Below are 23,381 nucleotides of genomic sequence, written 5' to 3'. Positions count from 1 at the left end.
ACCACCTACACTTTCTCCCGTGTATTTTTGCCAAAGATTCCAGATGGTCTGAAAATCAGAATTAATATTAAAATGACGAATGCCGCTGCGTCTCTCCATAAAGAGAAACCAAGTGCACTTACAACCGTTTCAACAACTCCGAGTACCAAACCGCCTACCATTGCTCCTGGTATAATTCCAATCCCACCAAGGACAGCTGCAACAAAAGCTTTTACTCCTGGGATAACACCCATAAGCGGATCAATCTTTGTATAATAAACTCCAAAAATAACTCCGGCTGCTCCTGCTAAAGCAGAACCAATTGCAAATGTAGCAGAAATTGTGTTATCAACATTAATACCCATTAATTTTGCCGCTTCAGTATCATGTGAAACAGCTCTCATCGCTTTACCAGTTTTCGTTTTATGCACGATAAATTGTAATAAGAGCATTAATACAACAGAAACCGAGAGAATAAGAATAGATTGAATACTAATATGAGCACCTAAAAATTCAAATGAGCGATTTGAGAATACATCTGGATACGCTACAGGTTGTGCCCCTCTTGCATAAATAACCCCATATTCAATTAACAAAGATACACCTATTGCAGTAATAAGTGCGGCAATTCTTGTTGCATTTCTTAGACGTTTATACGCTATACGTTCAATAATAACACCGAATAAAGCACAAGCAGTCATCGATAAAATGAGTGCTGGAAAAAATCCTAATCCAAATACAGTAATAGAATAAAACCCAATAAAAGAACCAACCATAAACACATCACCATGTGCAAAGTTAATTAATTTAATAATTCCATAAACCATCGTGTAACCAAGTGCGATTAATGCGTATATACTTCCGAGTGAAATACCGTTAATCAATTGCTGAATCCATTCCATAATGTTTCACTCCTTTGTTCAAAATTTCAACTAGTTTAGAAATAGAAAAGGAGGGGCATTATCCCCCCCATATTACTTGCTAATCTTATGGATTAACTTTTGTGTTAAATACTTGTTTCCCATCAACAAACTCAATAATAGTAGCAGATTTAATAGGATGATGATTTTCATCAACAGAATATAATCCTGTAACCAATTCAAGTTTATCTGTAGATTCAATAGCGTCTCTAATTTTTGTTCCATCTAAAGAACCAGCACGTTCAATTGCATCTTTTAGTAAGTAAACAGTGTCATACCCTAATGCATTAAATGAGTTTGGATCTTTACCATATTTCGCTTTAAACTTCTCAGCGAAAGATTTCGCTAAACCATCTGGATCTTCAGATGAATACGCAGTAATAATGTACGTATTATTTAACGCCTTTGCTCCTGCTAAGTCAACGATTGTCGGAGAATCCCAACCATCAGCACCCATTAATGGAACCGTTATTCCTAATTCACGAGCTTGTTTAACGATTAACCCAACTTCTTCATAATACCCAGGGATAAAGATGAAGTCTGGATTTGCAGCTTTAATACGTGTAAGTGTTGAACGGAAGTCAGTATCTTTTGCAACATAAGATTCTTTTGCAACAATTTTGCCTCCAGCAGCTTCAAAGTCTTTAATGAAAGAAGAAGCAAGACCTTTAGCATAATCACTTGCATTATCGGCATATACCGCTACATTTTTCACTTTCAATTTATTCGCAGCGAAGTTTGCAGCAACAGTTCCTTGGAAAGGATCAATAAATGCAGTACGGAATGTAAAAGGATTCACTTTACCGTCTTCTCCTACCGTTACAGTTGTACTAGTACCAGAAGGTGAAATCATCGGTGTTTTGCTATCTGTTGCAATTTGTACTTGTGCTACTGAGTTACCACTTGTTGCAGCTCCAATAATAGCTGTTACTTTGTCTTGACTTGTCAATTTGATAGCAGCGTTTGTTGCTTCAGCTGCATCTGATTTATTGTCTACTTTAATTATTTCGATTTTTTTACCATCAATACCACCAGCTGCATTGATTTCTTCAACTGCTAGATCAATAGCATCAGCCTCAGATGAACCATATGATGCAACTGCACCAGAGAGTTCAAGGTTGGCCCCTATTTTTATCGTGTCTCCGCCTTTTGAACTACTTCCCTCATCTCCACTTGAACATCCTGCAAGAACTCCCGCTAAAAGAGATGTTGCAAGGAATAGTGAAGCAAATTTCTTTGTCTTCATGTATTTACCCCCATTTTATTTTGATAGTTCTGAAAATATAAGTTATACTACTGTATTTCTCTTGTATTTAAGCTTTTCAGAAACTATCAACTTATTAGTTAGAACAATCTCATTGTAAAACAAAGTTTAAATTCAGTCTATACTAATTTTTCTTTCAATTTAAAAATTTCTAACTTTAAATAATAAAAGTATTTAGACTCATCACTAAAGTCCTTGATATTACTAGGAATAGTAACAGTTCGCTTCTCTAAATATACGACTTACGATATATATTTTTTTAAAATTTCTAAATTCAAAAATGGATATTTCTATCATTCTCACTAATAAAATATGTAATTATTTGAAAAATATCTATAAAATGATTGTTTTTACTTTTCTGTCATTTAAAGATATACTAAAAGATAGTTCGATAACCGTAATAAAAAGGAGAGTATGAGAATGGTTAAAAGTTTACCAATTAGATCCGAAGTACCTTTAGAAGAAACATGGAATTTAAATGATTTGTTTGAATCTGAAGAAGATTTTAGTACATTGTTATTAGAAATTGAGCAAGAAGTAAATGATTTTGAAGAAAAGTTTAAAGGGAAAATCGACAATCCAACTATAATTATTGGTGCATTAAAAGAGTATTCTTCTATTTACGAAAAACTGGTTCCAAGTGGAACTTACGCTAATTTATCACTGAGTACCGACCAAACGAATACTGAAGCACAACTGCGTAGCAGTAAGTTTGCAACGCTTTCTGCAAAAGTAAGTAGTAAGATGTCTTTTATTAATAGTGAGTTAGTGGAACTACCAAATGAGGTTCTACAAAAAGCAATTGAAGATAGCCCATCATTTCAAAATTATTTACAAAAACTTCTTATCAAAAAACAGTATCAATTACATCCGGAAGTGGAAAAAACACTTGCAGCTTTTTCTTCAACATTTAACGGCCCTTATAAATTATATGACACAACGAAAATGTTAGACATATCCTTTAATAATTTTGAAGTAAACGAAACTTCCTACCCACTAAGCTACGTATTGTTTGAAAATGATTGGGAAGCTGAGTCTGACACTGAAGTTAGACGTGCTGCATTTAAAGCTTTTTCTACTAAACTAAAGGAATATCAACATACAACAGCCAAAACATATGATATGCATGTACAAATAGAGAAAACAACTTCAGATTTAAGAGGATATAACTCAATATTCGAGTATCTATTGTTAAATCAAGAGGTAGACCGTACATTATATGATCGTCAAATTGATTTAATCATGAAAGAACTTGCGCCTCATATGCGCAAGTATGCAAAACTACTTCAACAAGTACATGGTTTAGACAAAATGACTTTTGCAGATTTAAAAATATCACTAGACCCCTCCTATGAACCGAAAATAACTATAGAAGAATCTAAGAAATATATTGTAGATGCTCTTGGTGTGATGGGTGAGGAATATTTAGAGATGGTCGACCGTTCTTATAAAGAACGATGGATTGACTTTGCTCAAAATACCGGAAAATCGACTGGTGCATTCTGCTCTAGTCCATATGGAAACCATCCATATATCCTTATATCTTGGTCAAGCAGAATGAATGAAGTATTTGTCCTAGCCCATGAACTAGGTCATGCTGGCCACTTCTATCACGCAAATAAGGAACAAAATATATTTAATGCTCGACCATCTTTATACTTTATCGAAGCTCCTTCTACAATGAATGAAATGCTTGTTGCAAATCATTTACTAGAAAACTCTGATGATCCTAAATTTAAAAGATGGGTTATTTCTTCAATAGTTGCTAGAACGTACTATCATAACTTTGTTACACATTTGTTGGAAGCAGCATATCAACGGAAAGTTTATGAACGTGTTGATCAAGGACTTCCATTGAATGCTCATATTTTAAATGACTATAAACGAAGTGTATTAGAAGAGTTTTGGGGAGATGCTGTAGAAATTACAGAAGGTGCAGAATTAACTTGGATGAGACAGCCTCACTATTATATGGGGCTATATCCATACACATATAGTGCTGGTTTAACAATTTCTACTCAGGTTTCTAAACGTGTTTTAGAAGAAGGTCAAGTTGCAGTTGATGAGTGGACCGAAGTATTAAAGGCTGGTGGCACAAAGTCGCCGGTAGAGCTTGCTAAAATGGCAGGAGTGGATATAACGACTGAAAAACCATTGAGAGATACTATTGTATATATTGGTTCTTTAATTGATGAGTTAATAACACTTACAGAAGAAATTGACAATAAGTAAGAAAAGCACAAGCGCCCTTTAAGTTTGTCCTCACTAATTCCTAAGTGCATTGGACGAAATACCGTTAGAGTAATGAATCGTGACGTGACCACATCACTTCACGATTCATTTTTTTCAGTCATTTTTGGTGGATGTTTACACGTCGCCATCTTAGAGTTTGTGTAGACACGATGCGTTTAGTTTGGAAAATTAGAGAAAAAATACTCTTCTACTCTTTTAAAAGCTTCCGAAGATACCATTTCGGAAACTCTTCACTTCTTTATTAGCAGATACTACCTATTTTTATCTGATTCCGCTTGCCATTTGGATAAGTAAAAGAAAGTACCAGTTCATTAATTGGACGAAGTATGTTCTTTCCTTCTTAGGACTGTTAATTGGAGCAGCCACTCCCCCCCCCTGGAAACGTCATCCCCCCAAAAATTGTATACTCTAAAAAGCTAAAAAGTTTTGTCTATACACTCCTGAGTGCTTTGGACTAAACATCGGGCTACAATATTACTGCAGTAGTAATTTAAGGATGAATATGTGTACCATTTCCCTCTTTTATGGTAATCTTGTAGCGAATTTGAGTTTCTTAATAAATTCTAAAAAAAAGCTAAACCGTCGCCGGTTTAGCTTTCTTTTACCACTTTTACTCTCTTTACAAATAATGATAAAACTAGAGCAACGATTGTCACAAAAGTAGCGACAAGGAAAGTGTGTTCTATCCCTTCTAACATAGCCTTCATACCAAGATCGATTTTAAATTGAGCAAGACCTTCTGGGCTAGTAGGCATATTCCCTGCTTTAGCTGCATCTGCTGCAAGTACTTTTGCAGTTGATTCCATTTTGTTGTTCATAATCGTTAAGAAAATAGCGGAACCAATCGCTCCTGATACTTGTTGCAATGTATTATTCGTAGCGGTACCATGCGGATTCATTTTCATAGGTAATTGATTTAATCCGTTCGTCATAATTGGCATCATTACCATTGACATACCTAACATACGAATTGTATAAATGAACATAATATAGTAATAACTTGACTCCATTCCTAAATTACTCATCAAATAAGTTCCAATTGTAGTAATTGTCAGACCAATAATCGCTAAAATTCGTGCGCCATACTTATCAAAAAGTTTACCTGTTATTGGTGACATAATTCCCATAGCAATTGCTCCTGGAAGCATTAATAATCCTGAATGGAATGGTGAAATGCCTCTAATTGTTTGCACATATAGTGGAGTTAAAATCATTCCTGAGAACATTGCTGCTGATACAACAATTGAAATGACAGAAGACAACGCGAACATTGGGTGTTTGTAAATTCTTACATTCAGCAAAGGCTCTTCAACTTTTAATTGTCTCCATACGAAAAGGATGATTGAGATAAATCCAATAATAATTGTTCCATATACGATTGGGGCATCCCAACCTTTATCTCCTGCAGTACTAAATCCATAAAGAAGTGAACCAAATCCAATACTTGATAAAACAAGTGAAAATACTTCTAGTTTTACATCTCGATTAGGAGTAATATTTCGCAACTTAAATATTGCTAATAATAAAACAATTACTGCAAATGGTAAAATAAGCTCAAATAAAGCTCTCCATTCGTAATGTTCTAAAATAAATCCTGATAATGTTGGGCCAATGGCTGGTGCTAATATCATTACTAATCCGAACATACCCATTGCTGCTCCACGACGTTCAATTGGGAAAGCAGTTAACATAACATTCATCAATAATGGCATCATCATTGCAGATCCAACTGCTTGAATCATTCTTGCTAAGATTAAAAATCCAAATGCTGGTGCTGCTGCAGCTAATATTGTACCTGCTGTAAAAAAGACCATAGCCGTGATAAATAATTTTCTATTCGTGAATTTTTGAACAAAAAATGCACTAGCTGGAATTAGGATTCCGTTTATTAGCATATATCCTGTAGTCAGCCATTGTACAACGGATGGCTTCACATCGAATTCTCTCATTATTGTAGGTAATGCTACATTTAGTAGCGTATTATTCAAAAACGCAATGAATGCCCCTACAAAAAGGATTGCAATCATTGCATACGGTGGCTTGTGTTGCATTTCTTTCATTAATTGGTTCCTCCTACTATATTAAGCTTCTTTTTAACCCTGTTTTATAACACTTTGACTATTTTATACTCATAGTTCAAAAAAAGCAAATATAAATTTTATATTAATTAAAGAAAGTTTGATAAACATTGATATACCAGTTAATATATGAATTATACTACTAGTCTAAAGGTGATTAAATGATATGAATACAAAAAAACGAAATGTTTTATTAGCAGCACAACGACTCTTTATCGAAAAAGGTTTTAGGTCTACTTCTGTTCACGATATTATCGAGGAAGCAAAAATCTCTAAAGGTACTTTTTATAATTATTTTACGTCAAAGACAGAATGTATCATTGCTATAATTGAAAATGCTAGAGAGGAAACATTGATCAAGAGAAGAGACTTACATACTCAACCTAATATGTCTAATGTGAATATATTGATTGAACAAATGTCTATTCGGATGAATATATATCGTGAATATAATTTATTCCCTCTTTTTGCATCAATTATTCATTCTCAAGATGTAGAACTCCGAGACCTCATTAAAAAGAATTATTTAGAAGAAATAAATTGGCTTTCGAAACGATTAGAGGATGTATTCGGTGAAAAAACAAAGAATGTGGCAATAGATTGTGCAGTACTTACACTAGGGATGATTCAACAATTACAACATCCATGGATAAAACTAGAGGATATTTCTTTTGAAAAATTAATACGATTTGTCTTGAGACGAATTGAATCTATTATTTACGATATGGCTAAAACAAATGATTCCCTTCTATTAAAAGCAAATTTCGAAATAAAAACAGAGGATTCACTTATTACCAAACAACAAGTTATGGATGAATTAGAGACATTTTATTTAGATGAGAAGAATAATCTTCAGCAGAATGAACAACAAGCTATAGAGTTTATTCTCGAAGAGTTATCAAAAGAAAAACCAAGAACTTTTCTTTTAGAAAAAATTGTTCCTGCTTTTTCAGAAGCATTTTATGGCTCCTCTTTAGAACAAAAGACAATTTCTATCATTCACAATCTTTGGGAGCTTATAGACGAATGGGGAGTAAAGAGAAGTGAAGGATAAAATAATTCAACAATATCAAGAAGATGAAAACATTATGATTCGGTTATTTACACAGTGGTGTATTAATCATGGTCTTGATGCACTAACCTTATATAAAAATGCATACCCCTATCAAGTGGAGAATGAAATACTTATAAGGATTTTGGAAGAAACCGAAAAAGATTTTTTACAAGTAGACACCGAAACAGTACTCCATATACTTGAGTTATTCGGTAATGAGGATTTAGCTTTTGAAGTATCACAAGTTGCGATTAACCTATAAATACATACTGTTCAGGAGTCGTTCAGTGTGATTCATCTGAGAATAGCGTTAGTTGAAATCTTAGTTATTTCTCATTCCACTTTTGCAAAATCGGATTAGTGGTAATTTTAATAGAATTTAAGATAACTCAATTTTATCGAGTATATCTTCAATCAAACCACCTTTTATTAGGTGGTTTTTTTCATTTGTATGTTTTGAATTTTCTAGTAAAATTATTAAAACTGAAAATAATAGGAGTGTAGAAGAATGAAAGTAGAGTATTTTATAGGGATTGTCCCGCCAAAAGAATATTTAGAACGAATTGAGCATTTTCAAAGTAGATGGATTAACCACTTAGGTGTTGAACCTCATATAACTTTGAAAGCACAAGGGGGATTAACTCCAGATAAAAAGTGGATAGACAAGGTACAAAAAGTATGTGAGAATTTCAAGCCTTTTCAAGTATCATTAGATAAGCCAAAGTATTTTGGAGATAACATTTTATATTTAAGTGTTAACTCAAATAATTTACACGAATTGCATCAAAAAATAGTACAAGAGATTTCGCCATCAGAAGACTTAATAAAACAGTATTTTGAACTCGATACCTTTGTACCTCACTTAACTCTAGGGAAAGAACAGGACGGCGGAAACATTTCTACTGGACTCTCAAAAAAAGAACTAAAAGAAATGGAGAGATTAGCAGATAAAGAATTGACACCATTTCCCGATTTTGAAGTAAATTTTATTAGAGTTTATAAACTAAATATTGAAAAGCAAAGATATGAAAAACATTTAGATATCTCTTTAAGCAATTGACCTCACAAAAATGAGGTCTTTTCTTATCACTTCTCAACATTTCCACTGTTCTATAATTTGATTTTTTACCGCTGAACTAACATAGATAGCTTTGTTGAGTACGATATTTGCCATTTCACTTAGACGGATGCTTCCACAATGAACACAAGCCATACCCAAAGCAAATCATGTTTCACGAGTTTGATCTTATCTCCTCACAAGGGCTAAAAAGAGATAGAATTTTTGTTTTAGAAATAGCCTTTTTTCAGTGACCTCTTCTTTTAGCCCGTTTTTTATTCGAAAAATGGAATTAGAATTAGCAGTAATTAATTGTTAAAATTAAGTAATTTTTAAGGAGATTTAACCAAAATGTATGGCTTTCATGTACAATATGAGTTAACAAGGGGGGAATAAAATAACATGGGTAAATTTACAAAACAAGAAAATAGCTGGGTTATGTATGATTGGGGTTCTTCTGCCTATTCAATTATTATTACTACAGCTGTTTTCCCTATCTTTTATAAGTCATCCGCAACTGCAGCAGGAGTAAGTGCTGCCAATTCAACAGCATATTTAGGTTATACTATCGCAATCTTCACGTTTATTTTAGCGATGCTAGGTCCAATTTTAGGATCAATTGCAGATTATCGTGGAATGAAGAAGAAATTCTTCACATTTTTCTTTATACTCGGAGTTGTATTTACTGGATTACTTGCTTTCATACCATTCGATAATTGGATGCTTTTATTAATTTGTTACACCATTGCCGCACTAGGGGCAACAGGTTCAAATGTGTTTTATGATGGTTTTATCGTTGATGTAACAACCGATAAACGAATGCATGAAGTATCTTCAAGAGGTTATAGTCTAGGATATATCGGTAGCACTATTCCATTTTTAATAAGTATTGTTATCATTTTGCTTGCTAGTAGTGAAGTAATTCCCATTTCAAGTGTAACCGCAAGTCGAATTTCATTTATGATTACTGCAATATGGTGGGTTGTATTTTCGATTCCAATGATAAAAAATGTTCATCAAATACACTATATAGAACGAGATGGAAATCAAATTACTCAAAGCTTTAAGCGTTTAGGAAAAACATTTAAGGAAATTAAAAAATATCGAGCTCTTTTTCTATTTTTACTAGCATACTTTTTTTATATTGATGGAGTAGGAACAATTATTAATATGTCTACTGCTTATGGGACAGATTTAGGATTAGATACAAACAACCTACTCATCATTCTTTTTGTAACTCAAGTAGTTGCTGCTCCTTTTTCTATCATTTTTGGCAAACTTGCAGGTAAATTTTCTGAGAAGAAAATGCTTTATGTAGGAATATTTATTTATATTATAGTTTGCTCATATGCATTCTTCTTAAAAACAGTTGTAGATTTTTGGATTCTAGCAATGCTAGTCGCTACATCCCAGGGTGGAATCCAAGCATTAAGCAGATCATATTTTGGCAAACTAATTCCCAAAGAAAATTCGAATGAGTTTTTCGGATTTTATAATATTTTTGGTAAGTTTGCTTCCATTATGGGTCCTTTATTACTTGCGTTAACTACTCAAATAACTGGAAAATCTAATTATGGTGTTTTCAGCTTAATTATTTTATTTGTTATTGGAATAATAATACTATCACGTGTTCCTGAACCAACACCAGCTGTAGTTGTAGATTAAAAGTGTTTATTAGAAAAAGAGAGTAGTAGAAAATATCTGCTCCTCTCTTTTAGATATGTATAGGTGTTTTGTACTGTCTTCTCACCATAAATGAAGTTGTTATACCAACCATTATTACAGTTAAACTAGAATGAAAAATTGAAACAGAATCGACAATCATGCTCCCTAATAAGACTACGAAAAAATCTATAAAAAAAATACATATGCCTGCATTCACCTTCACTAACTTTGAGACTATTTGTGCTAATAAGTCAGTTCCACATATAGTAGTATCCCATTGTAGCATTAAACCAATTCCTAATCCTACTAAAACGCCACCACATAATGCTCCAATTACACCATTTGGTACTATCTTCTCCCCTAATCTATGAAGAGGATAGAAAAAATCAATTATCAAGGAAGAAATCAGCATTCCATGTATTCCATTATAAAAAAATGATCTATAATTCACCCAAGCAATTAGAAATATTGGTGCACTTATAAATATAATTGCAAGTCCCACTTTTACGTCCAATAAATAATGAATTATTAACCCTAACCCAATTCCTCCACCATCTAATAGATGAAATGGAACTAAAAAGAAGTTTATTCCAATAGCGACCAAAATACTTCCGAATACAATAATCAGAGATTTCTTAAAATACATTTTCCCCACCTTCCTGCTAATTTATATATATGTTTTTAGAAAGAAAAAAACACAGGAATAATTGATCCTGTGCTTTAAATAATTTTCTATGTTAGACCAAATCGAATAAAATGAATTTTATCCTTGTGTGTGGTCGAGATTTCATTAATTCTCTCCCAATTCTAACTCCTTAATGTTCGTGCCATTCGTGGTTAATCGAAACAGACCGAACATAACTGGATTAGCTTGCACCAATCCAACAAGCATTAAATCTTTAAGCGTCTGATTTACGTAGGATAGATTTCCCCATTCTTCTGGAAGCCGCCCTGCAATTTGCGTAGGTGTCATCCATTCAGTGGATAATGATAGCAACACGGTTCGTTGTTTTGGAGTTAAGTTCATACTTACGTCCTCCCTAGCTTTTTAGTGTCATCATTAAAATACTGTACGTTCTCTATAATTGATAGGTATCGTAAATTGGTACCAAATAGCTAATATCAACAAAGTTATTTAACGTAGCCAAATAAATCCTATAATTCAAATGCTCACGTATAAACTCGAATATTTTTAACGATTTCTTACTAACAGTTCACTTTTCCTTTTCAGGGCTACAGTCGATTTCTGTTTCAGGCGAACGCGTTCCGCGGGCGTGGCCGAGCCTTTTCCCGCTGGAGTAGCCGCCTTTCACTCCAATCAATAAAAATTCAATAAAACAATAATTATAAGAGTATATAATTATTGCATAGCTTGAATGTTCGGCATATTGGTCAAACTAGCTATTTATGAAGTGATTCAAATAATATAAAAATATATATTATTATTGCGCAAATGTTGCAGGCATTACTACTGCTATAACTTCCCCTTTAGCACAAAGTATATCTCCAGCAAAAACCTCTGTTATCACTTTCCATTTCTTTGGATGAATTTCTTCAACAGTTCCAATTGCTTTTAAAACTACGTTTTGCGGAGTCGGTTTTAAGAAATCAACATGTAGTGAACCAGTTACAAAACGAGGTGGAGTCTCTCCACTCCCTGGTTCAAATCCATTTTTACGATGTAGTGCAAGCGAAGCCGATCCTGTCCCATGGCAATCTACTAGTGCACCAATCAGACCACCATATACAAATCCAGGAATAGCGATATGTTCTTCTCTCGGTTTATACACTGTTTCCGTTTGTTCTCCATTCCAGTATGTTCGAAAAAGATAACCATTTTCGTTCAATCTTCCACATCCGTAACACCATGCAAAATCATCTGGATACTCATCTTGAATCGCACGAATATTTTCTTCCATCAAGCATACTCCCCCTTGTTTGTTTGATTATTTATATAATACTTCTCTTCTATCGAGAAAAACAGGTATTCTATTTCTTACTTCCTCTATTTCGTTTAAATTTAGATCTACAATATGAGTAGTTTCTTCATTTTCACCTACCCATAAAACTTCTCCCCAAGGTGCGATTACCATAGAATTTCCGTTAAAGGAATTGTTTGGGTCATTTCCAACTCTGTTAACAGCAACAATAAATATTTGATTTTCAATTGCTCTTGCTTGCAATAAAGTTTTCCAATGATCAATTCGTTTATCCGGCCACTGAGCTGGAATAAATAAAACTTTTGCTCCATCTAGTACATGTACTCTAGTCCATTCTGGAAAGCGTAAATCATAACAAATGATTCCCCCCATTTCCATCCCTTCAATCGAAAATAAGTTCTTTTGATTCCCTTCTTCCAAGTAAAGATGTTCATCCATTAATTTAAATAGATGAGCCTTATTATATTCAGAAATTATGTCCCCTGAATCACTCGTAACATACATCGTATTGTAAAACTTATCTCCTTTTTTAGTTGATACAGAACCGCCTACAATGTAGATTTTAAGATCCTTCGACAACTGGGAAAAAAGTTTTTTTGTATCGTTACCTTCTACATCCGCTATTTCATCTAATCTTGTTAAATCATAACCTGTATTCCACATTTCAGGTAATACTACTATTTTTGCACCTAACGAAGCAGCTTCTCTAATTTTTCCTTCTACCTTGTGAAAATTTTCTTTTGGCTTACCAAACGCAATATCTAATTGAACGCATGCAACTTTCATTTCGCCACCACCTATAGACATATTACTAAAAAGATTATAAGATTTGTCTAATCTATGCAACTATTACAGACAAAAATACTTTGTATCAACTGAATTCAAAATAGCTTTAAATCAACGATTAGAAAAATTAATAACAAAATATATACTAATGAATACTAAGTGTTTGGTATTCAAATGGTATTCAATAACTGGGCAAGGGTAATTATATTAATATGTATGCAGCATCTCTATATTAGAGGTGCTGTTTTTTGTATAATAAAAGGAACGGACGAAATGTCATTAACTCCAACAAAAAATAGCCCTTGCGCTATCGGTTGCCTATCTTCTGGTACATCTTTCAATAATATTTTAAGTTTCCTCATATCAGCTGAAATGGTTGGTTTCTTCATTGTCGTTGTTATGTAGTCACCTATTTTTTATATTCGCTTACTTTTAGTAACCATTTTCCTTATATGAAATACCATAGAGAGGAAAAGAAAGGTCCTGGGGGATATGATTTTAATTTATTTGAATTAGATTTCCATTTACTATCAAACTTCAATCATTCCATACAAATACTAGTATTTAAGTTTTGTTGTTGATGGAAAGCCATACAAAGCGCCTCTAAGTTATCCCAATTCAATGTAATGTTAGGATCATCTTTGTGATGGCATACAACCGTTAATCGAGATACTCTACAAATAGTTGTATTAATAGCCTTCAAAACCTTGATAAAACAGGTTTTGGGGCTTAGTGCTAATAAAAACAACACATGGCGGTGTATACACAGGAATGTGTAAGTGAATTAGTGCAAAAAAGCATCTCAATTAGAGATGCTTTTGAAATTAATACGGATGTTATAAATCAAAAAACGTTTTTCTTGTTATTACATCATGCCGCCCATTAAATAACACAAAAAACACAACAAAATCGGCGTCATAAATGCCGTTATACCAACGTTTATAAATTTTTCCCACCGTCAGAAATGGTTATTTTATAATATAAACATGAACAAAGCATGAACATTTTATTTGCCAATGAAAAAAACAACCACATTTGAGTTTGAAATCCCCACTCCTAATCAATCTCAAACAATTACCCGTTACACTAAAAACAGCCATACCTTTCAAATAGGTTGGTCGTTTTTTTCTGTCCATACCAAAATATATGCCAAGCAGCTCTTCTGCCCTGTCACGGGTATAAACTTTTAAAATTTATCTTTATTTATCTAACTTTGAATTCATTTTTCATTATAGTTTCTTCTATATAATAATAAAAACCACCTTCCATATCACTGGTTGGTGGTTTCTCTTTCATCTAGTAATCGTCCATACTCAATCAACTCTTTTATATCCTCATCTGGCATCTCAATTAATTGTTGAATTAGATCCAATACTTTCTCTCGAGGCAACACTTTAAATAAATCTTCAACTGCTGCCTTCAACTTTTGTTCTTTTTCGTCCATATTAATACACCTCTATACTTTATTCCAATACAGATACGTCTACTATATCGTCAAATCGAAGGCAAAATGAATGGAATACGTCTTCCATTTCAATCACTCTCCTCTTTAAATCTATCCACGTTATTTTGCCAACACTACAAATAAAAGCTCCATTTTTCCATGTTTTTATTTCTACCTCAACATTTCTACTCATAGCAATTTGAATATTCTCTTGAATGATATCGCGATCCCATTCATCCAGTTGTGGACGTGGATTTTTCTTTTGTTCCTCGTTATATTTTCTAATTAATGATACATGCTCAGGCAACATCATCGCTGTCCACTTCTTAGTACCTCGATCTTTTATCAAGACAACCCCCCTAGCCTTTATGTCCACCAACCATTTTAGATCGTTTAACTGCGGTTCCTGCAGGTGTGTATGATACGGCTCTTAATAATGCTGCGGATCCATATCTGTTTCGAATATTATCCATAGCTGTTGCGAGTTGTCGCTTCTTCCATTTTTGTTTTTCGAAAAGACTAAGCTGCATGGAATGCTCGTTTTCTAATTTCGTTATGGCTACTGATAATTGGCGAACTGGTCTTTCCACATAGTTTTCTTTTAATAAATCTAAGCATACTCTGTAAATTTTCATGGTGTCGTTCGTTGCTTCCTGAATAGTTCTAGACCTGTTAAATCCTCCTCCAAAGGCGTTTCTACTGTATCCTAATCCGAGTGAGATCGTTCGTCCAGCTTGAAATGAATCTCTTGCACGTTTTGCAACATCTTCACACATTTCAAGAATGACAGCCTTCACTTCCTCGACTTTGTTGTAGTCTCGCATTAATATTTGGCTTTTTCCGTAACTAATTTGCTTTGAAATGATAGGCGCTCCTAATTCAGACAAATCAATACCCCAAGCATGGTGATATAATTGATTTCCCATTACACCAAATTTAGCTTCAAGTAATTCAAGTGGAGTATTTGCTATGTCTCCAACTTTAAATATTCCCATATCGTTTAATGTCTTTTCGTTCTGCGAACCGATGCCCCACATTTCACTTAATGGAGAAACTGGCCATAATTTTGTTTGAACATCTTCATAAGTCCATTTAGAGAATCCTGTTTTCTTTGCTTCTAAATCTAATGCAAGCTTTGACATTAACATATTTGGCCCCATGCCCGCAGTTGAGTGTAGCTGCAGAGTATCTAAAATTTCTTTTTGAATTTCTTTAATCGTTTGTTCTGGAGGACCCCACAGTTTTTCGGTACCAGTGAGATCAATAAACGATTCATCAACACTATACACATGTACCGCTTCATTCGGCACATACTTACTAAGAATATTAGTTACTGCCATCGACATATCAAGAAAGTATTTCATTTTTGGTTCAAACAATCGGATTTCCGGATGTTGTGGTATTTCAAATAATCGAGTACCGGTTTTAACTCGAAATCGTTTTTTCATAGCTGGACTTGCTGCTAATACCACGGACCCTTTTTGTTCTAAATTTCCTACAACTGCAATTGGTACTGTTCGTAGGTCTAAATCATGCAATACTGCCATGCAACTAGCATAAAAGCTCATCATATCAATGCAAGCAATTGAGCGATCAGGAAATGCACTATAGTCGATTTTCATCGCAAAATCTGCAACGTTCTTGAACGAGAGTTAGTAAAATTAATGAAACCTTTTTCCCTCATTTTATCTAAATGTCCATGAACTGTAGAAGAAGATTTCAACCCAACATCTTCACCGATTTCTCTTACAGTAGGTGAATATTTATGTTCTGTCAGAAAAGCTTTAATGAACTCGAATATTTCCTTTTGTCGTTTATTCATTATATAACGCCTCTTTCTCGATGCTTTACAGGAACAAGTGCTAATACATTCTCTATTAGAAATGTTCGTTTGGCATTCCTACTGAAACAATAGGCTTGGAATGACTCCTGGTGAATCTTAATTATCTTCACTCTTCTTTTACTGACTTCACCTGATTTTGAGAGATACATTAACTCAATAATTTGACCACGACTGAAATACTTCTCCAACAAAACACGCACACTTGTTCCCTCCTTTTTATAGTATATGCGAACATATGTTTTTTATGCAACAAGTTATTTATTCTATTTTTGCACAAATAAAAAAAGCCCCACCCACAATTTAAGTGGGTCGGGCTTGTTACATGATATAAAATTGGTATTAACAAAAAAAATTACTTTAGCTCATGCTGCGTCTCCTGTTCCAAAGATGCTTAATCCCATTTTCCAAAATCAATTATCCATTCAATTTCACTACGCTCTTTCCATACTCTAAATGCTTCTTCTTGTACCTCCATAAATTCTTCTTCTGTACAATTATTCACTGTTAAAAAATGTTCTACAACTGAATCGTAATCAATTCCATCTGTGATTTGTGAATAACCCAAGTGTTTTACTAGATGGCAACTAAAGCATAGACATTGTAATCCAACTAATGTTTGAGTATTAGTTTTATCGTCATAAGCCCAAACCTCATGGCAATATAGACGTTTCAGTTGTTCCGGCTTCTTCCTCCCGCATATTTCACAAGTAAAGTTTGCCTTCTTTTGGACTTCTTTCGCAATTGATTGCCATGCAGACGGTGTATATTTATCTCTTAAATTCTTATACCAAGAAGTAGAGGGTACCAACTCAATTGTTAATTTCATAAAGGGATACTCCAATCAGTAATAGTTCTTACTAATCAATTCTACATTAAATCGGAGTCTCCTCTATTGTAAAAAAATAATAAAATAATGCTAGCTTATGCTGCGTTTTCTTACGGTTAAAATTTGTAACGATTAACACATAACATCACCTACTTTCATTGCATATAAAAAAGAACGGCCGGGTAGACGTTCTCGGTAGATTTTCTATTTTTTCTTACGACGCTTTATTGGCCTAAGTTGAAGTTAATTTCAAATTAAGTTTATCTTATTTTTTTTGAAAAAATTATTCATAAAGACTAAAGCTAACATCTCTGTGATAAAAACAAGTTATTGCATTTTCCAATGGCGAAACCGGATTACTGCAATATAAACATTTTCTTACACTATCTTTTGTTTTTTTAGAATTACCTTCAACTATTGCTCTTTTAAGAAGCGTTTCATTGCATTTTTTACACTTCATTCCTTCAAGTTCATCAATCGAAATAAAATGTTTTTTATCACACGCTTTACATGTTCGAATAATTTTATTGCTTTCAGATAAATATTTTGTAATTATTCTTTGAACAAACTGGATATTACCTTTTTCAAATTCAATTTTTATTTCTTTAATCACGGTTTTATCCTGTCGAAGGAATAACCTAATATCTTGTTCACATTCTTTATCCGTACCGCATAGGCTAGTTAGCCATTCAGCTAACTCATTTTTGATAATAGTCATTAGAATGCACCCCAATTTGAAGAAATGAAGAATGTATTATTCCACCATCTCTTCAAATTCGATGTTAAATATCAAATCTCCTTTTTTTATAAATGGACAGGCATTATTTGCTTTCCATTTTAAAATCAATTATCTCACGTATATCCTTTACCTCAAAAACATCCGCAATTTTGCATATCGCTTCCTTTGATATTCTTTCTTGCTTGTTGTTTACCATATCAGAGATAGCTCGTGTGGATAGCCCAGTTAATTTAGATAATTCTTGATAAGTCATTTTGTGATCTAATAACAATCGTTGTAATTTAATCTCTATTTCACGAACCACTTAAATACCTCCATTGTTACAATGAATGTAAAAATATTTTGAAGGACAAGACATATTTTTACAACCACTGTAATACTATGTAACTAGATAACTTTCCTGATTGATTTCATTTTTAATCTCTACCTCATTCATTCTACTTGGAAATAACAAATCCCTTTAATATCTAACATTTGGTAACGATTTTTATTTTCCCGATTACTGCAACTCTTACTACGTAAGAGAACCCAGTGGCGTGGCGATTCCAATTCAAGGAGGAGATGTAAATTGATATTTGAAATTCTGACTACAACTTTTATGGGTGGAATTGCTTTAAAAGCCTTCGTTAAAAAGCAAGGGCTCTCGACTAATGAAAGTGGAAAAATACAGCGAATTATCTCGCTGAGCGGATTAAATGTAAAGGATGGTAAAGATACGCTTACAACTCAATTAATTCGAAAGAAACAGAATGACTGGGGCTGGGAATATAAATATCGCATTCCGCTTGGACGTAGCTTCAATGATTATTTAAACAAAATGGATGTTTTACAAGATGGAATAAATAATAGAAGAAAACGAATTGTATTTGCTGATTTAAAGAAGCTTTATTTTGACAAAAATATCATTCTGCAACTGAAAGAACTGTGGAAGAAAAAGCTAACGGAAACGAAAGAAATTGAACTTGATTACGATGGATTGTTAATTATTCGTGTATATGACAATCCACTGCCTACTGAAGTGCCTTTTATTATCGGTGAAGGTTGGAAGGTTCCTGTTGGTATTACTCGTAAGCATAATGAATTTAAATATCATGACTTCGAAAAAATCCCTCATTTAGTTTTAGGTGGCGCTACAAGGTACGGTAAAAGCAACGAAATAAACGTTATAATTAACAGTTTGCTATTAAGTGAACCTGATAACGTCCGTTTCTTTCAAATTGACTTAAAGGGAGGAATTGAGCTTTGTGATTATGAAAAAATAAAACAAACTATTTCTTTTGCATACGAGCCAGAAGAAGCGTTAAAGACTTTAGAAAATGCTTATCATCAAATGAGAGAAATACAAAGGAAAGTAAGGTTATTAGGTAAGAAAAACGTGCAGGAAGCAAATATCAAGGAACGTTACTTTGTAATTGTGGATGAAGTTGGGGAATTAAATCCGCTTGAAGCAGTTACTTTAGAAGAAAAGAAATTGAAGCAACAATGCCAAACTTACATGTCACAAATTGCCCGTTTAGGTGCTGGATTAGGGTTTAGATTAATTGTAGCAACTCAATACCCGACTGGTGACGTTATACCGCGACAAGTAAAACAGAATTCCGATGCAAAGCTATCCTTTAGAGTACAATCGGCAACAGCTTCAAGGGTTGTATTAGATGAAGTAGGAGCCGAAAGCCTTCCACAGATTAGAGGTAGAGCCATCTATCAGACAGCAGATAAACGTGAAGTTCTACAAACTCCATTAATTACACCCGAAATCATTCACTCTACTATCCTTCCACACATTCAAAAGAAGGAGGTAAATCGTGATAGTGAAACAATTAAGTCAACGAGAAGAACAGATATTATTACTTTTAAAGAAGTTTGATTTCATGACACGAGATCAACTTAATCAATACTTTAAGTTAGGCACGGTTCGTAATGTGAATTATGTTTTGCAGAACTTATCAGAGCATCTTATGAACATTCGTGACGGCTATCAAACTATCTATTATCTATCTAAGGTCGGGCGTGATTACGTGGATTGTGACAAGGTAAGAAAGAAAGGAAATCATGTGCAGCACACCGTGATGCGAAATCAATTTTGGCTTTTCTATAAATGTCCAAAAGACTGGAAGAATGAGATCAAAATGTCAGACGGTAAAGCTACTATCATTGTCGATGCAATGTTTACACGAAATGGATTTCAACACTTCTTGGAAGTAGATAACTTGCAAACAATGAAAGAAAATCGAGCGAAAATAATCCGTTACAAAAACCTTCTAGAAAGCCTTGTGAAACAATATGGATATTATCCAACACTTGTATGGGTAACTAAGACAGAACACCGTAGGAAGCAATTAGAAAAGGCTTGTGAGGGTTTAAAGACGAAGATTTATACAATTGACGACATTAAATAGAGGGAGGAAAAAGCATGTTTAGGAAAAGGAATAAAATTCTGGCTGTCCCTGTGTCTGAATACACGGATTTTAGCCACCGTGTAGAAGGGGATGCTTATGCAACTAAAAAAACAGTAGCTATTGCAGCTATTATTCCAACTGTTGCAAGCGCAGGTTTATTAATACATCGATTTTCAAAAGCAACTGAAACTTATTCCTCCACAAACATACCCGTATTCGCACCAGTAGAACCTACATTAAGCGTACTTGCACAATCACCTACAATTTTACCCACTTCTTACACAGTGATGATTTCACCTATACCCGAAAATACAGGCTTAATTGCTGATGCTTCACTTAATATGTTGGCGACGGTTTTAGATCCGTTAATTCAGATAATGGTAGCTATTTCCTTTCCTATCGCTTCAGTAATAATGGTTGGAGCCTGCTTCATGTTTATGTTTAACAATAGCGAAAAGGCATGGGATATGATCATGAAGGCAGGATTAGGATATGTGTTAATTCAGTTGTCCCCGTTATTCTTACAGATTCTACATGAAGTCGGGAAAGCAGTTTAAATTGAAACAAACCACTTAGAACATGTAGAGAAAGAGAAACTCGGTAAAACGTAGGTTCTACTGCAAATAAACAAAAAAGCGCCAATTCGTAAATATACATGGTGCTTTTGGCAAAATAAGATTGATACTTCATAGATTATTAGTTTATTTCCGATTTTTTAAAACTGAAGGAGGCTTAGAATGCCAGTTATTAAGAAATGTGTTTATTGTGAGAAAGAGTATAAAACTAAACCAAGTCATTCTGAAAAACGGCGCTATTGTTCAAAAGGGTGTCAAGGAAAAGCAATTACCAATCTTGTTATTAAGAAGTGTGTAATGTGTCAGAAAGTGTTTAAGATTCATGACAATAAATGGAGAAAAGATGCAAAATATTGTTCTCAACAATGCAAAGGAAAAGACCAATCTAACGAAAAACATTGGAATTACAAAGGTCCTGGAAATCGACTAGAGGATGATCCCGCTCACATGAAAGCAAGACGGAGAAACCTCTATCTGACAAGCGATAAATTAAAAAACAATATACGTAAAGGCAAGATGAAGAGAGAAAGAAACCTTGTCGTAGAACATAGTTTCACTGAATGGATCGAACTTTTAAAAAAACACGATAATCTTTGTTTTTATTGCGGTGTTCGAATGACAAAAACCCCGGGAATAAAACAACGTACAAGAGATCATATAATTGCTATTGCAAATGGTGGTTCAGACAAAATAGAAAATATTGTACCCGCTTGTAGATCATGCAATTCGAAAAAAGGAAAACAAACTTTAGATGAATTCCTTGAAAAACTTGGTAAAGTTAAAAACCATGATATCTTACCTTAATTTAAAGTAAAAAATGCCCAGTCCTTTGAAAACTGGGCTATTCCCCTAGACTCCTTCTTATAGCTACTCATAAAAAAATATGCTCAATGAGAAATCATGTATGTTTGCTTCTTTTTTCTAAATAACTTTTATTTAATAAATAAAGTCCTTGTATAAATCAGATTGTATGACCTTATTTAGAGAAATTCCATATTGAATTGCTATTTCTTTTACTTTATCGACAACTCCTTCAGAGCTATTTGGAGAGACATAAATGGCTTTAATTAATGTCTGTAAATCGCATGAAACTAAGTTTCCTTTCCCGTGAGAGAAATTGTAGGATTGCTCTTCTAATTTATCAATTTCTCCATCCCATTTTGAAATAGATAGGGGTTTGTTTAAAAATATATTTTCTAGTAAGTCAACGTCAATTCTACTTGGTATTATCATTAATCTTAACTCGCTCTCGTGAGAAAAAGATTTTCTTTTATAAAATAAAGTGTCATAAATATTCTTACTTGTCATTTCGTGATGAAAATCAACATATTGCAATTTTGCAGAGAAAATTTTGTATCTCAAATCAGTAATTGAGTTAATCAAGCTCTCATAATCTGTTTTTATAGCAACTCCATCTTTTCCACTCAAATATAAATCCCACATTCCAGCAGACTCGTAGTCGTTCATATGCCAACAAGAAATAGCAGAAAACTCTTGAATCTTCTTCATGTAATCTCTTGTACTGACTAATGGAAGTTCTATTCCTGGATATTGTTGTATATCCCAAAAAGAATAACTTCCTTCAAGCGGGTCAATAAAAGCATTTGGTTTCGCAAAAAAGTGAGCCTTGTTTTTTAATAAAGATTCAAACTTTTCTAAGTTCATATACTTCCAAACTGTAGGATTGTTACGAACTTTATAATGATCGCTATAATTGTAAATTGACTCAAACTCTTCAGCATGATAAAAAGCTTGATCTTTGTATTGTAAATCCACTAAAAATTTCCCCTTCCGGTTGTTCTTATATTCGCTTTAGGTAATTTTCTATTTTTATGCAATGTTAATAAAGGACTATAATTCCATGACCTACCATGTTTTGGGTTTCCTTTTTTCGTTAAATCTCCTACACGATATAAATCATATTTTTCTAACCACGCTAATACATCATTAATTCTATTTTGAACAATCATAGAATCAATTCCTTTGCAGTCTCCGTATGCGAGAATAATGTAATCAATATTTTCGCAAACATGTTTTATCCAATAATCATTTTCAATTTTATTTAATGTTGCTTTATCTAGGTACATTAAGTTTTCAGGATGTGGATCCACATATGAAAATAGGTTTAGACAATGGACTGTTTCAAATGGAGTTTTAGGATTTTCATAACACCAACTTAGTACTTTCCCAATTGTTGAATCACATTTCCATTTCTTTTTTTCTTTTGGACCAGCTTTAGATCCATTCATCTGAATAACTGCAACACTTTTTCCATGATGCGGTTCTTTTGATTTAAATGTTAATCCAAATCGATGTAAGCCAATTCTTGGTATATACCCATGCGGTTCGACATGTATTAAGTCGTAATATTTCTTTGCTTTTGACAAATTGTTCACATCTCCTATTTTTTACATACAAATTTAAAATAGATGCTGGAAATTGAAATTAATTAATTGGGTATATATTTTTTGAACTTACCCGACCTATAGCCATTCAAGGAGCCATGCTTCACCACAAAATATGTAAGAAAATTACCTTAATTGCATGGTAGTTCAATAC

At 33.6% G+C, this 23,381-nt stretch carries 26 protein-coding genes; 9 read left to right on the top strand and 17 right to left on the bottom strand.

Annotated features, from left to right (window positions below):
* Positions 1-5: 5 nt before the first annotated feature.
* Both ACFVR1_RS03515 and ACFVR1_RS03510 read right to left on the bottom strand, forming a co-directional pair.
* Entirely contained in the window at positions 6-881 is an 876-nt protein-coding gene (locus ACFVR1_RS03515) for a branched-chain amino acid ABC transporter permease (RefSeq protein WP_387580424.1), read from the bottom strand.
* Between the two features lie 85 nt (positions 882-966).
* The gene (locus ACFVR1_RS03510; protein ID WP_387580422.1) at positions 967-2,145 is read right to left on the bottom strand and encodes an ABC transporter substrate-binding protein; all 1,179 of its coding nucleotides are present in this window, start codon (positions 2,143-2,145) and stop codon (positions 967-969) included.
* 438 nt (positions 2,146-2,583) lie between these two features.
* Between ACFVR1_RS03510 and pepF the strand changes: the two genes are divergently transcribed.
* On the top strand, positions 2,584-4,395 hold the full coding sequence (pepF, locus tag ACFVR1_RS03505; protein ID WP_387580419.1) for an oligoendopeptidase F: 1,812 nt from the start codon (positions 2,584-2,586) through the stop codon (positions 4,393-4,395).
* A 611-nt stretch (positions 4,396-5,006) separates the two neighbouring features.
* Here the strand turns inward: pepF and ACFVR1_RS03500 are convergent.
* Entirely contained in the window at positions 5,007-6,476 is a 1,470-nt protein-coding gene (locus ACFVR1_RS03500; protein ID WP_387580417.1) for an MDR family MFS transporter, read from the bottom strand.
* Between the two features lie 184 nt (positions 6,477-6,660).
* Here ACFVR1_RS03500 and ACFVR1_RS03495 point away from each other — a divergent pair, with 184 nt between their 5' ends.
* From ACFVR1_RS03495 to ACFVR1_RS03480, 4 genes are all read left to right on the top strand, one after another.
* Positions 6,661-7,548, top strand: a complete 888-nt coding sequence (locus ACFVR1_RS03495; RefSeq protein WP_387580414.1) for a TetR/AcrR family transcriptional regulator — start codon at positions 6,661-6,663, stop codon at positions 7,546-7,548.
* A complete protein-coding gene (locus ACFVR1_RS03490) occupies positions 7,538-7,810 on the top strand; it encodes a hypothetical protein (protein WP_387580412.1) in 273 nt (90 codons plus the stop codon). The genes ACFVR1_RS03495 and ACFVR1_RS03490 overlap by 11 nt, the downstream gene beginning before the upstream one ends.
* Positions 7,811-8,056: 246 nt before the next feature.
* A complete protein-coding gene (locus ACFVR1_RS03485; protein WP_387580410.1) occupies positions 8,057-8,608 on the top strand; it encodes a 2'-5' RNA ligase family protein in 552 nt (183 codons plus the stop codon).
* 399 nt (positions 8,609-9,007) lie between these two features.
* Positions 9,008-10,270 carry an MFS transporter gene (locus ACFVR1_RS03480; RefSeq protein WP_387580407.1) on the top strand — a complete coding sequence of 421 codons (1,263 nt, stop codon included), beginning with the start codon at positions 9,008-9,010 and terminating at the stop codon, positions 10,268-10,270.
* 49 nt (positions 10,271-10,319) lie between these two features.
* On the opposite strand, the gene ACFVR1_RS03475 is transcribed toward ACFVR1_RS03480, so the two are convergent.
* The 12 genes from ACFVR1_RS03475 to ACFVR1_RS03420 form a co-directional block, all read right to left on the bottom strand.
* Complete coding sequence (locus ACFVR1_RS03475; RefSeq protein WP_387580405.1) at positions 10,320-10,916, bottom strand: YitT family protein; 597 nt, start codon at positions 10,914-10,916, stop codon at positions 10,320-10,322.
* A 144-nt stretch (positions 10,917-11,060) separates the two neighbouring features.
* Complete coding sequence (locus tag ACFVR1_RS03470; RefSeq protein WP_387580403.1) at positions 11,061-11,297, bottom strand: hypothetical protein; 237 nt, start codon at positions 11,295-11,297, stop codon at positions 11,061-11,063.
* Positions 11,298-11,712: 415 nt separating this feature from the next.
* Complete coding sequence (locus ACFVR1_RS03465; RefSeq protein WP_387580400.1) at positions 11,713-12,189, bottom strand: PaaI family thioesterase; 477 nt, start codon at positions 12,187-12,189, stop codon at positions 11,713-11,715.
* A gap of 27 nt (positions 12,190-12,216) precedes the next feature.
* Entirely contained in the window at positions 12,217-12,996 is a 780-nt protein-coding gene (locus tag ACFVR1_RS03460) for a carbon-nitrogen family hydrolase (protein WP_387580398.1), read from the bottom strand.
* A gap of 1,270 nt (positions 12,997-14,266) precedes the next feature.
* Positions 14,267-14,440 carry a hypothetical protein gene (locus ACFVR1_RS03455; RefSeq protein ID WP_387580395.1) on the bottom strand — a complete coding sequence of 58 codons (174 nt, stop codon included), beginning with the start codon at positions 14,438-14,440 and terminating at the stop codon, positions 14,267-14,269.
* A 19-nt stretch (positions 14,441-14,459) separates the two neighbouring features.
* A complete protein-coding gene (locus tag ACFVR1_RS03450; RefSeq protein ID WP_387580393.1) occupies positions 14,460-14,789 on the bottom strand; it encodes a YolD-like family protein in 330 nt (109 codons plus the stop codon).
* 10 nt (positions 14,790-14,799) lie between these two features.
* Complete coding sequence (locus tag ACFVR1_RS03445; RefSeq protein ID WP_387580391.1) at positions 14,800-16,062, bottom strand: Y-family DNA polymerase; 1,263 nt, start codon at positions 16,060-16,062, stop codon at positions 14,800-14,802.
* Entirely contained in the window at positions 16,059-16,262 is a 204-nt protein-coding gene (locus ACFVR1_RS03440; protein WP_387580389.1) for a LexA family protein, read from the bottom strand. The genes ACFVR1_RS03445 and ACFVR1_RS03440 overlap by 4 nt, the downstream gene beginning before the upstream one ends.
* Positions 16,262-16,483, bottom strand: a complete 222-nt coding sequence (locus tag ACFVR1_RS03435; RefSeq protein WP_387580387.1) for a transcriptional regulator — start codon at positions 16,481-16,483, stop codon at positions 16,262-16,264. The genes ACFVR1_RS03440 and ACFVR1_RS03435 overlap by 1 nt, the downstream gene beginning before the upstream one ends.
* A 191-nt stretch (positions 16,484-16,674) precedes the next feature.
* Positions 16,675-17,109: an HNH endonuclease gene (locus ACFVR1_RS03430; RefSeq protein ID WP_387580386.1), complete on the bottom strand. Its 435-nt coding sequence runs from the start codon at positions 17,107-17,109 to the stop codon at positions 16,675-16,677.
* Between the two features lie 283 nt (positions 17,110-17,392).
* Complete coding sequence (locus tag ACFVR1_RS03425) at positions 17,393-17,827, bottom strand: hypothetical protein (protein ID WP_387580384.1); 435 nt, start codon at positions 17,825-17,827, stop codon at positions 17,393-17,395.
* A 103-nt stretch (positions 17,828-17,930) separates the two neighbouring features.
* The gene (locus tag ACFVR1_RS03420) at positions 17,931-18,152 is read right to left on the bottom strand and encodes a helix-turn-helix domain-containing protein (protein ID WP_387580382.1); all 222 of its coding nucleotides are present in this window, start codon (positions 18,150-18,152) and stop codon (positions 17,931-17,933) included.
* Between the two features lie 264 nt (positions 18,153-18,416).
* On the opposite strand from ACFVR1_RS03420, the gene ACFVR1_RS03415 reads away from it, so the two are divergent.
* The 4 genes from ACFVR1_RS03415 (at position 18,417) to ACFVR1_RS03400 (ending at position 21,626) form a co-directional block, all read left to right on the top strand.
* Positions 18,417-19,715 carry an FtsK/SpoIIIE domain-containing protein gene (locus tag ACFVR1_RS03415; protein ID WP_387580380.1) on the top strand — a complete coding sequence of 433 codons (1,299 nt, stop codon included), beginning with the start codon at positions 18,417-18,419 and terminating at the stop codon, positions 19,713-19,715.
* Positions 19,654-20,247: a replication-relaxation family protein gene (locus tag ACFVR1_RS03410; protein ID WP_387580378.1), complete on the top strand. Its 594-nt coding sequence runs from the start codon at positions 19,654-19,656 to the stop codon at positions 20,245-20,247. Before ACFVR1_RS03415 ends, ACFVR1_RS03410 begins: the two co-directional genes overlap by 62 nt.
* A gap of 14 nt (positions 20,248-20,261) precedes the next feature.
* Positions 20,262-20,804 carry a hypothetical protein gene (locus ACFVR1_RS03405; RefSeq protein ID WP_387580375.1) on the top strand — a complete coding sequence of 181 codons (543 nt, stop codon included), beginning with the start codon at positions 20,262-20,264 and terminating at the stop codon, positions 20,802-20,804.
* Between the two features lie 180 nt (positions 20,805-20,984).
* Positions 20,985-21,626 (top strand): HNH endonuclease, encoded by a 642-nt coding sequence (locus ACFVR1_RS03400; RefSeq protein ID WP_387580373.1) that lies wholly within the window; start codon positions 20,985-20,987, stop codon positions 21,624-21,626.
* Positions 21,627-21,758: 132 nt separating this feature from the next.
* Here the strand turns inward: ACFVR1_RS03400 and ACFVR1_RS03395 are convergent, their stop codons facing one another.
* Complete coding sequence (locus ACFVR1_RS03395) at positions 21,759-22,598, bottom strand: DUF2971 domain-containing protein (protein WP_387580370.1); 840 nt, start codon at positions 22,596-22,598, stop codon at positions 21,759-21,761.
* Positions 22,598-23,209 carry a DUF1643 domain-containing protein gene (locus ACFVR1_RS03390; protein WP_387580368.1) on the bottom strand — a complete coding sequence of 204 codons (612 nt, stop codon included), beginning with the start codon at positions 23,207-23,209 and terminating at the stop codon, positions 22,598-22,600. Before ACFVR1_RS03390 ends, ACFVR1_RS03395 begins: the two co-directional genes overlap by 1 nt.
* Positions 23,210-23,381 lie beyond the last annotated feature (172 nt).

The sequence above is a fragment of the Psychrobacillus sp. NPDC058041 genome, assembly GCF_042885655.1.
GTDB lineage: Bacteria > Bacillota > Bacilli > Bacillales_A > Planococcaceae > Psychrobacillus.
Note: the sequence above shows the minus strand (reverse complement) of the source record. Positions and strands in the feature narration are given on the sequence as shown.

Coding starts and splice junctions, on each gene's coding strand:
- ACFVR1_RS03515 (WP_387580424.1), bottom strand. CDS start 881: ATGGAATGGATTCAGCAATTGATTAACGGTATTTCACTCGGAAGTATA.
- ACFVR1_RS03510 (WP_387580422.1), bottom strand. CDS start 2,145: ATGAAGACAAAGAAATTTGCTTCACTATTCCTTGCAACATCTCTTTTA.
- pepF (WP_387580419.1), top strand. CDS start 2,584: ATGGTTAAAAGTTTACCAATTAGATCCGAAGTACCTTTAGAAGAAACA.
- ACFVR1_RS03500 (WP_387580417.1), bottom strand. CDS start 6,476: ATGAAAGAAATGCAACACAAGCCACCGTATGCAATGATTGCAATCCTT.
- ACFVR1_RS03495 (WP_387580414.1), top strand. CDS start 6,661: ATGAATACAAAAAAACGAAATGTTTTATTAGCAGCACAACGACTCTTT.
- ACFVR1_RS03485 (WP_387580410.1), top strand. CDS start 8,057: ATGAAAGTAGAGTATTTTATAGGGATTGTCCCGCCAAAAGAATATTTA.
- ACFVR1_RS03480 (WP_387580407.1), top strand. CDS start 9,008: ATGGGTAAATTTACAAAACAAGAAAATAGCTGGGTTATGTATGATTGG.
- ACFVR1_RS03475 (WP_387580405.1), bottom strand. CDS start 10,916: ATGTATTTTAAGAAATCTCTGATTATTGTATTCGGAAGTATTTTGGTC.
- ACFVR1_RS03470 (WP_387580403.1), bottom strand. CDS start 11,297: ATGAACTTAACTCCAAAACAACGAACCGTGTTGCTATCATTATCCACT.
- ACFVR1_RS03465 (WP_387580400.1), bottom strand. CDS start 12,189: ATGGAAGAAAATATTCGTGCGATTCAAGATGAGTATCCAGATGATTTT.
- ACFVR1_RS03460 (WP_387580398.1), bottom strand. CDS start 12,996: ATGAAAGTTGCATGCGTTCAATTAGATATTGCGTTTGGTAAGCCAAAA.
- ACFVR1_RS03455 (WP_387580395.1), bottom strand. CDS start 14,440: ATGGACGAAAAAGAACAAAAGTTGAAGGCAGCAGTTGAAGATTTATTT.
- ACFVR1_RS03445 (WP_387580391.1), bottom strand. CDS start 16,062: ATGAAAATCGACTATAGTGCATTTCCTGATCGCTCAATTGCTTGCATT.
- ACFVR1_RS03440 (WP_387580389.1), bottom strand. CDS start 16,262: ATGAATAAACGACAAAAGGAAATATTCGAGTTCATTAAAGCTTTTCTG.
- ACFVR1_RS03430 (WP_387580386.1), bottom strand. CDS start 17,109: ATGAAATTAACAATTGAGTTGGTACCCTCTACTTCTTGGTATAAGAAT.
- ACFVR1_RS03425 (WP_387580384.1), bottom strand. CDS start 17,827: ATGACTATTATCAAAAATGAGTTAGCTGAATGGCTAACTAGCCTATGC.
- ACFVR1_RS03405 (WP_387580375.1), top strand. CDS start 20,262: ATGTTTAGGAAAAGGAATAAAATTCTGGCTGTCCCTGTGTCTGAATAC.
- ACFVR1_RS03400 (WP_387580373.1), top strand. CDS start 20,985: ATGCCAGTTATTAAGAAATGTGTTTATTGTGAGAAAGAGTATAAAACT.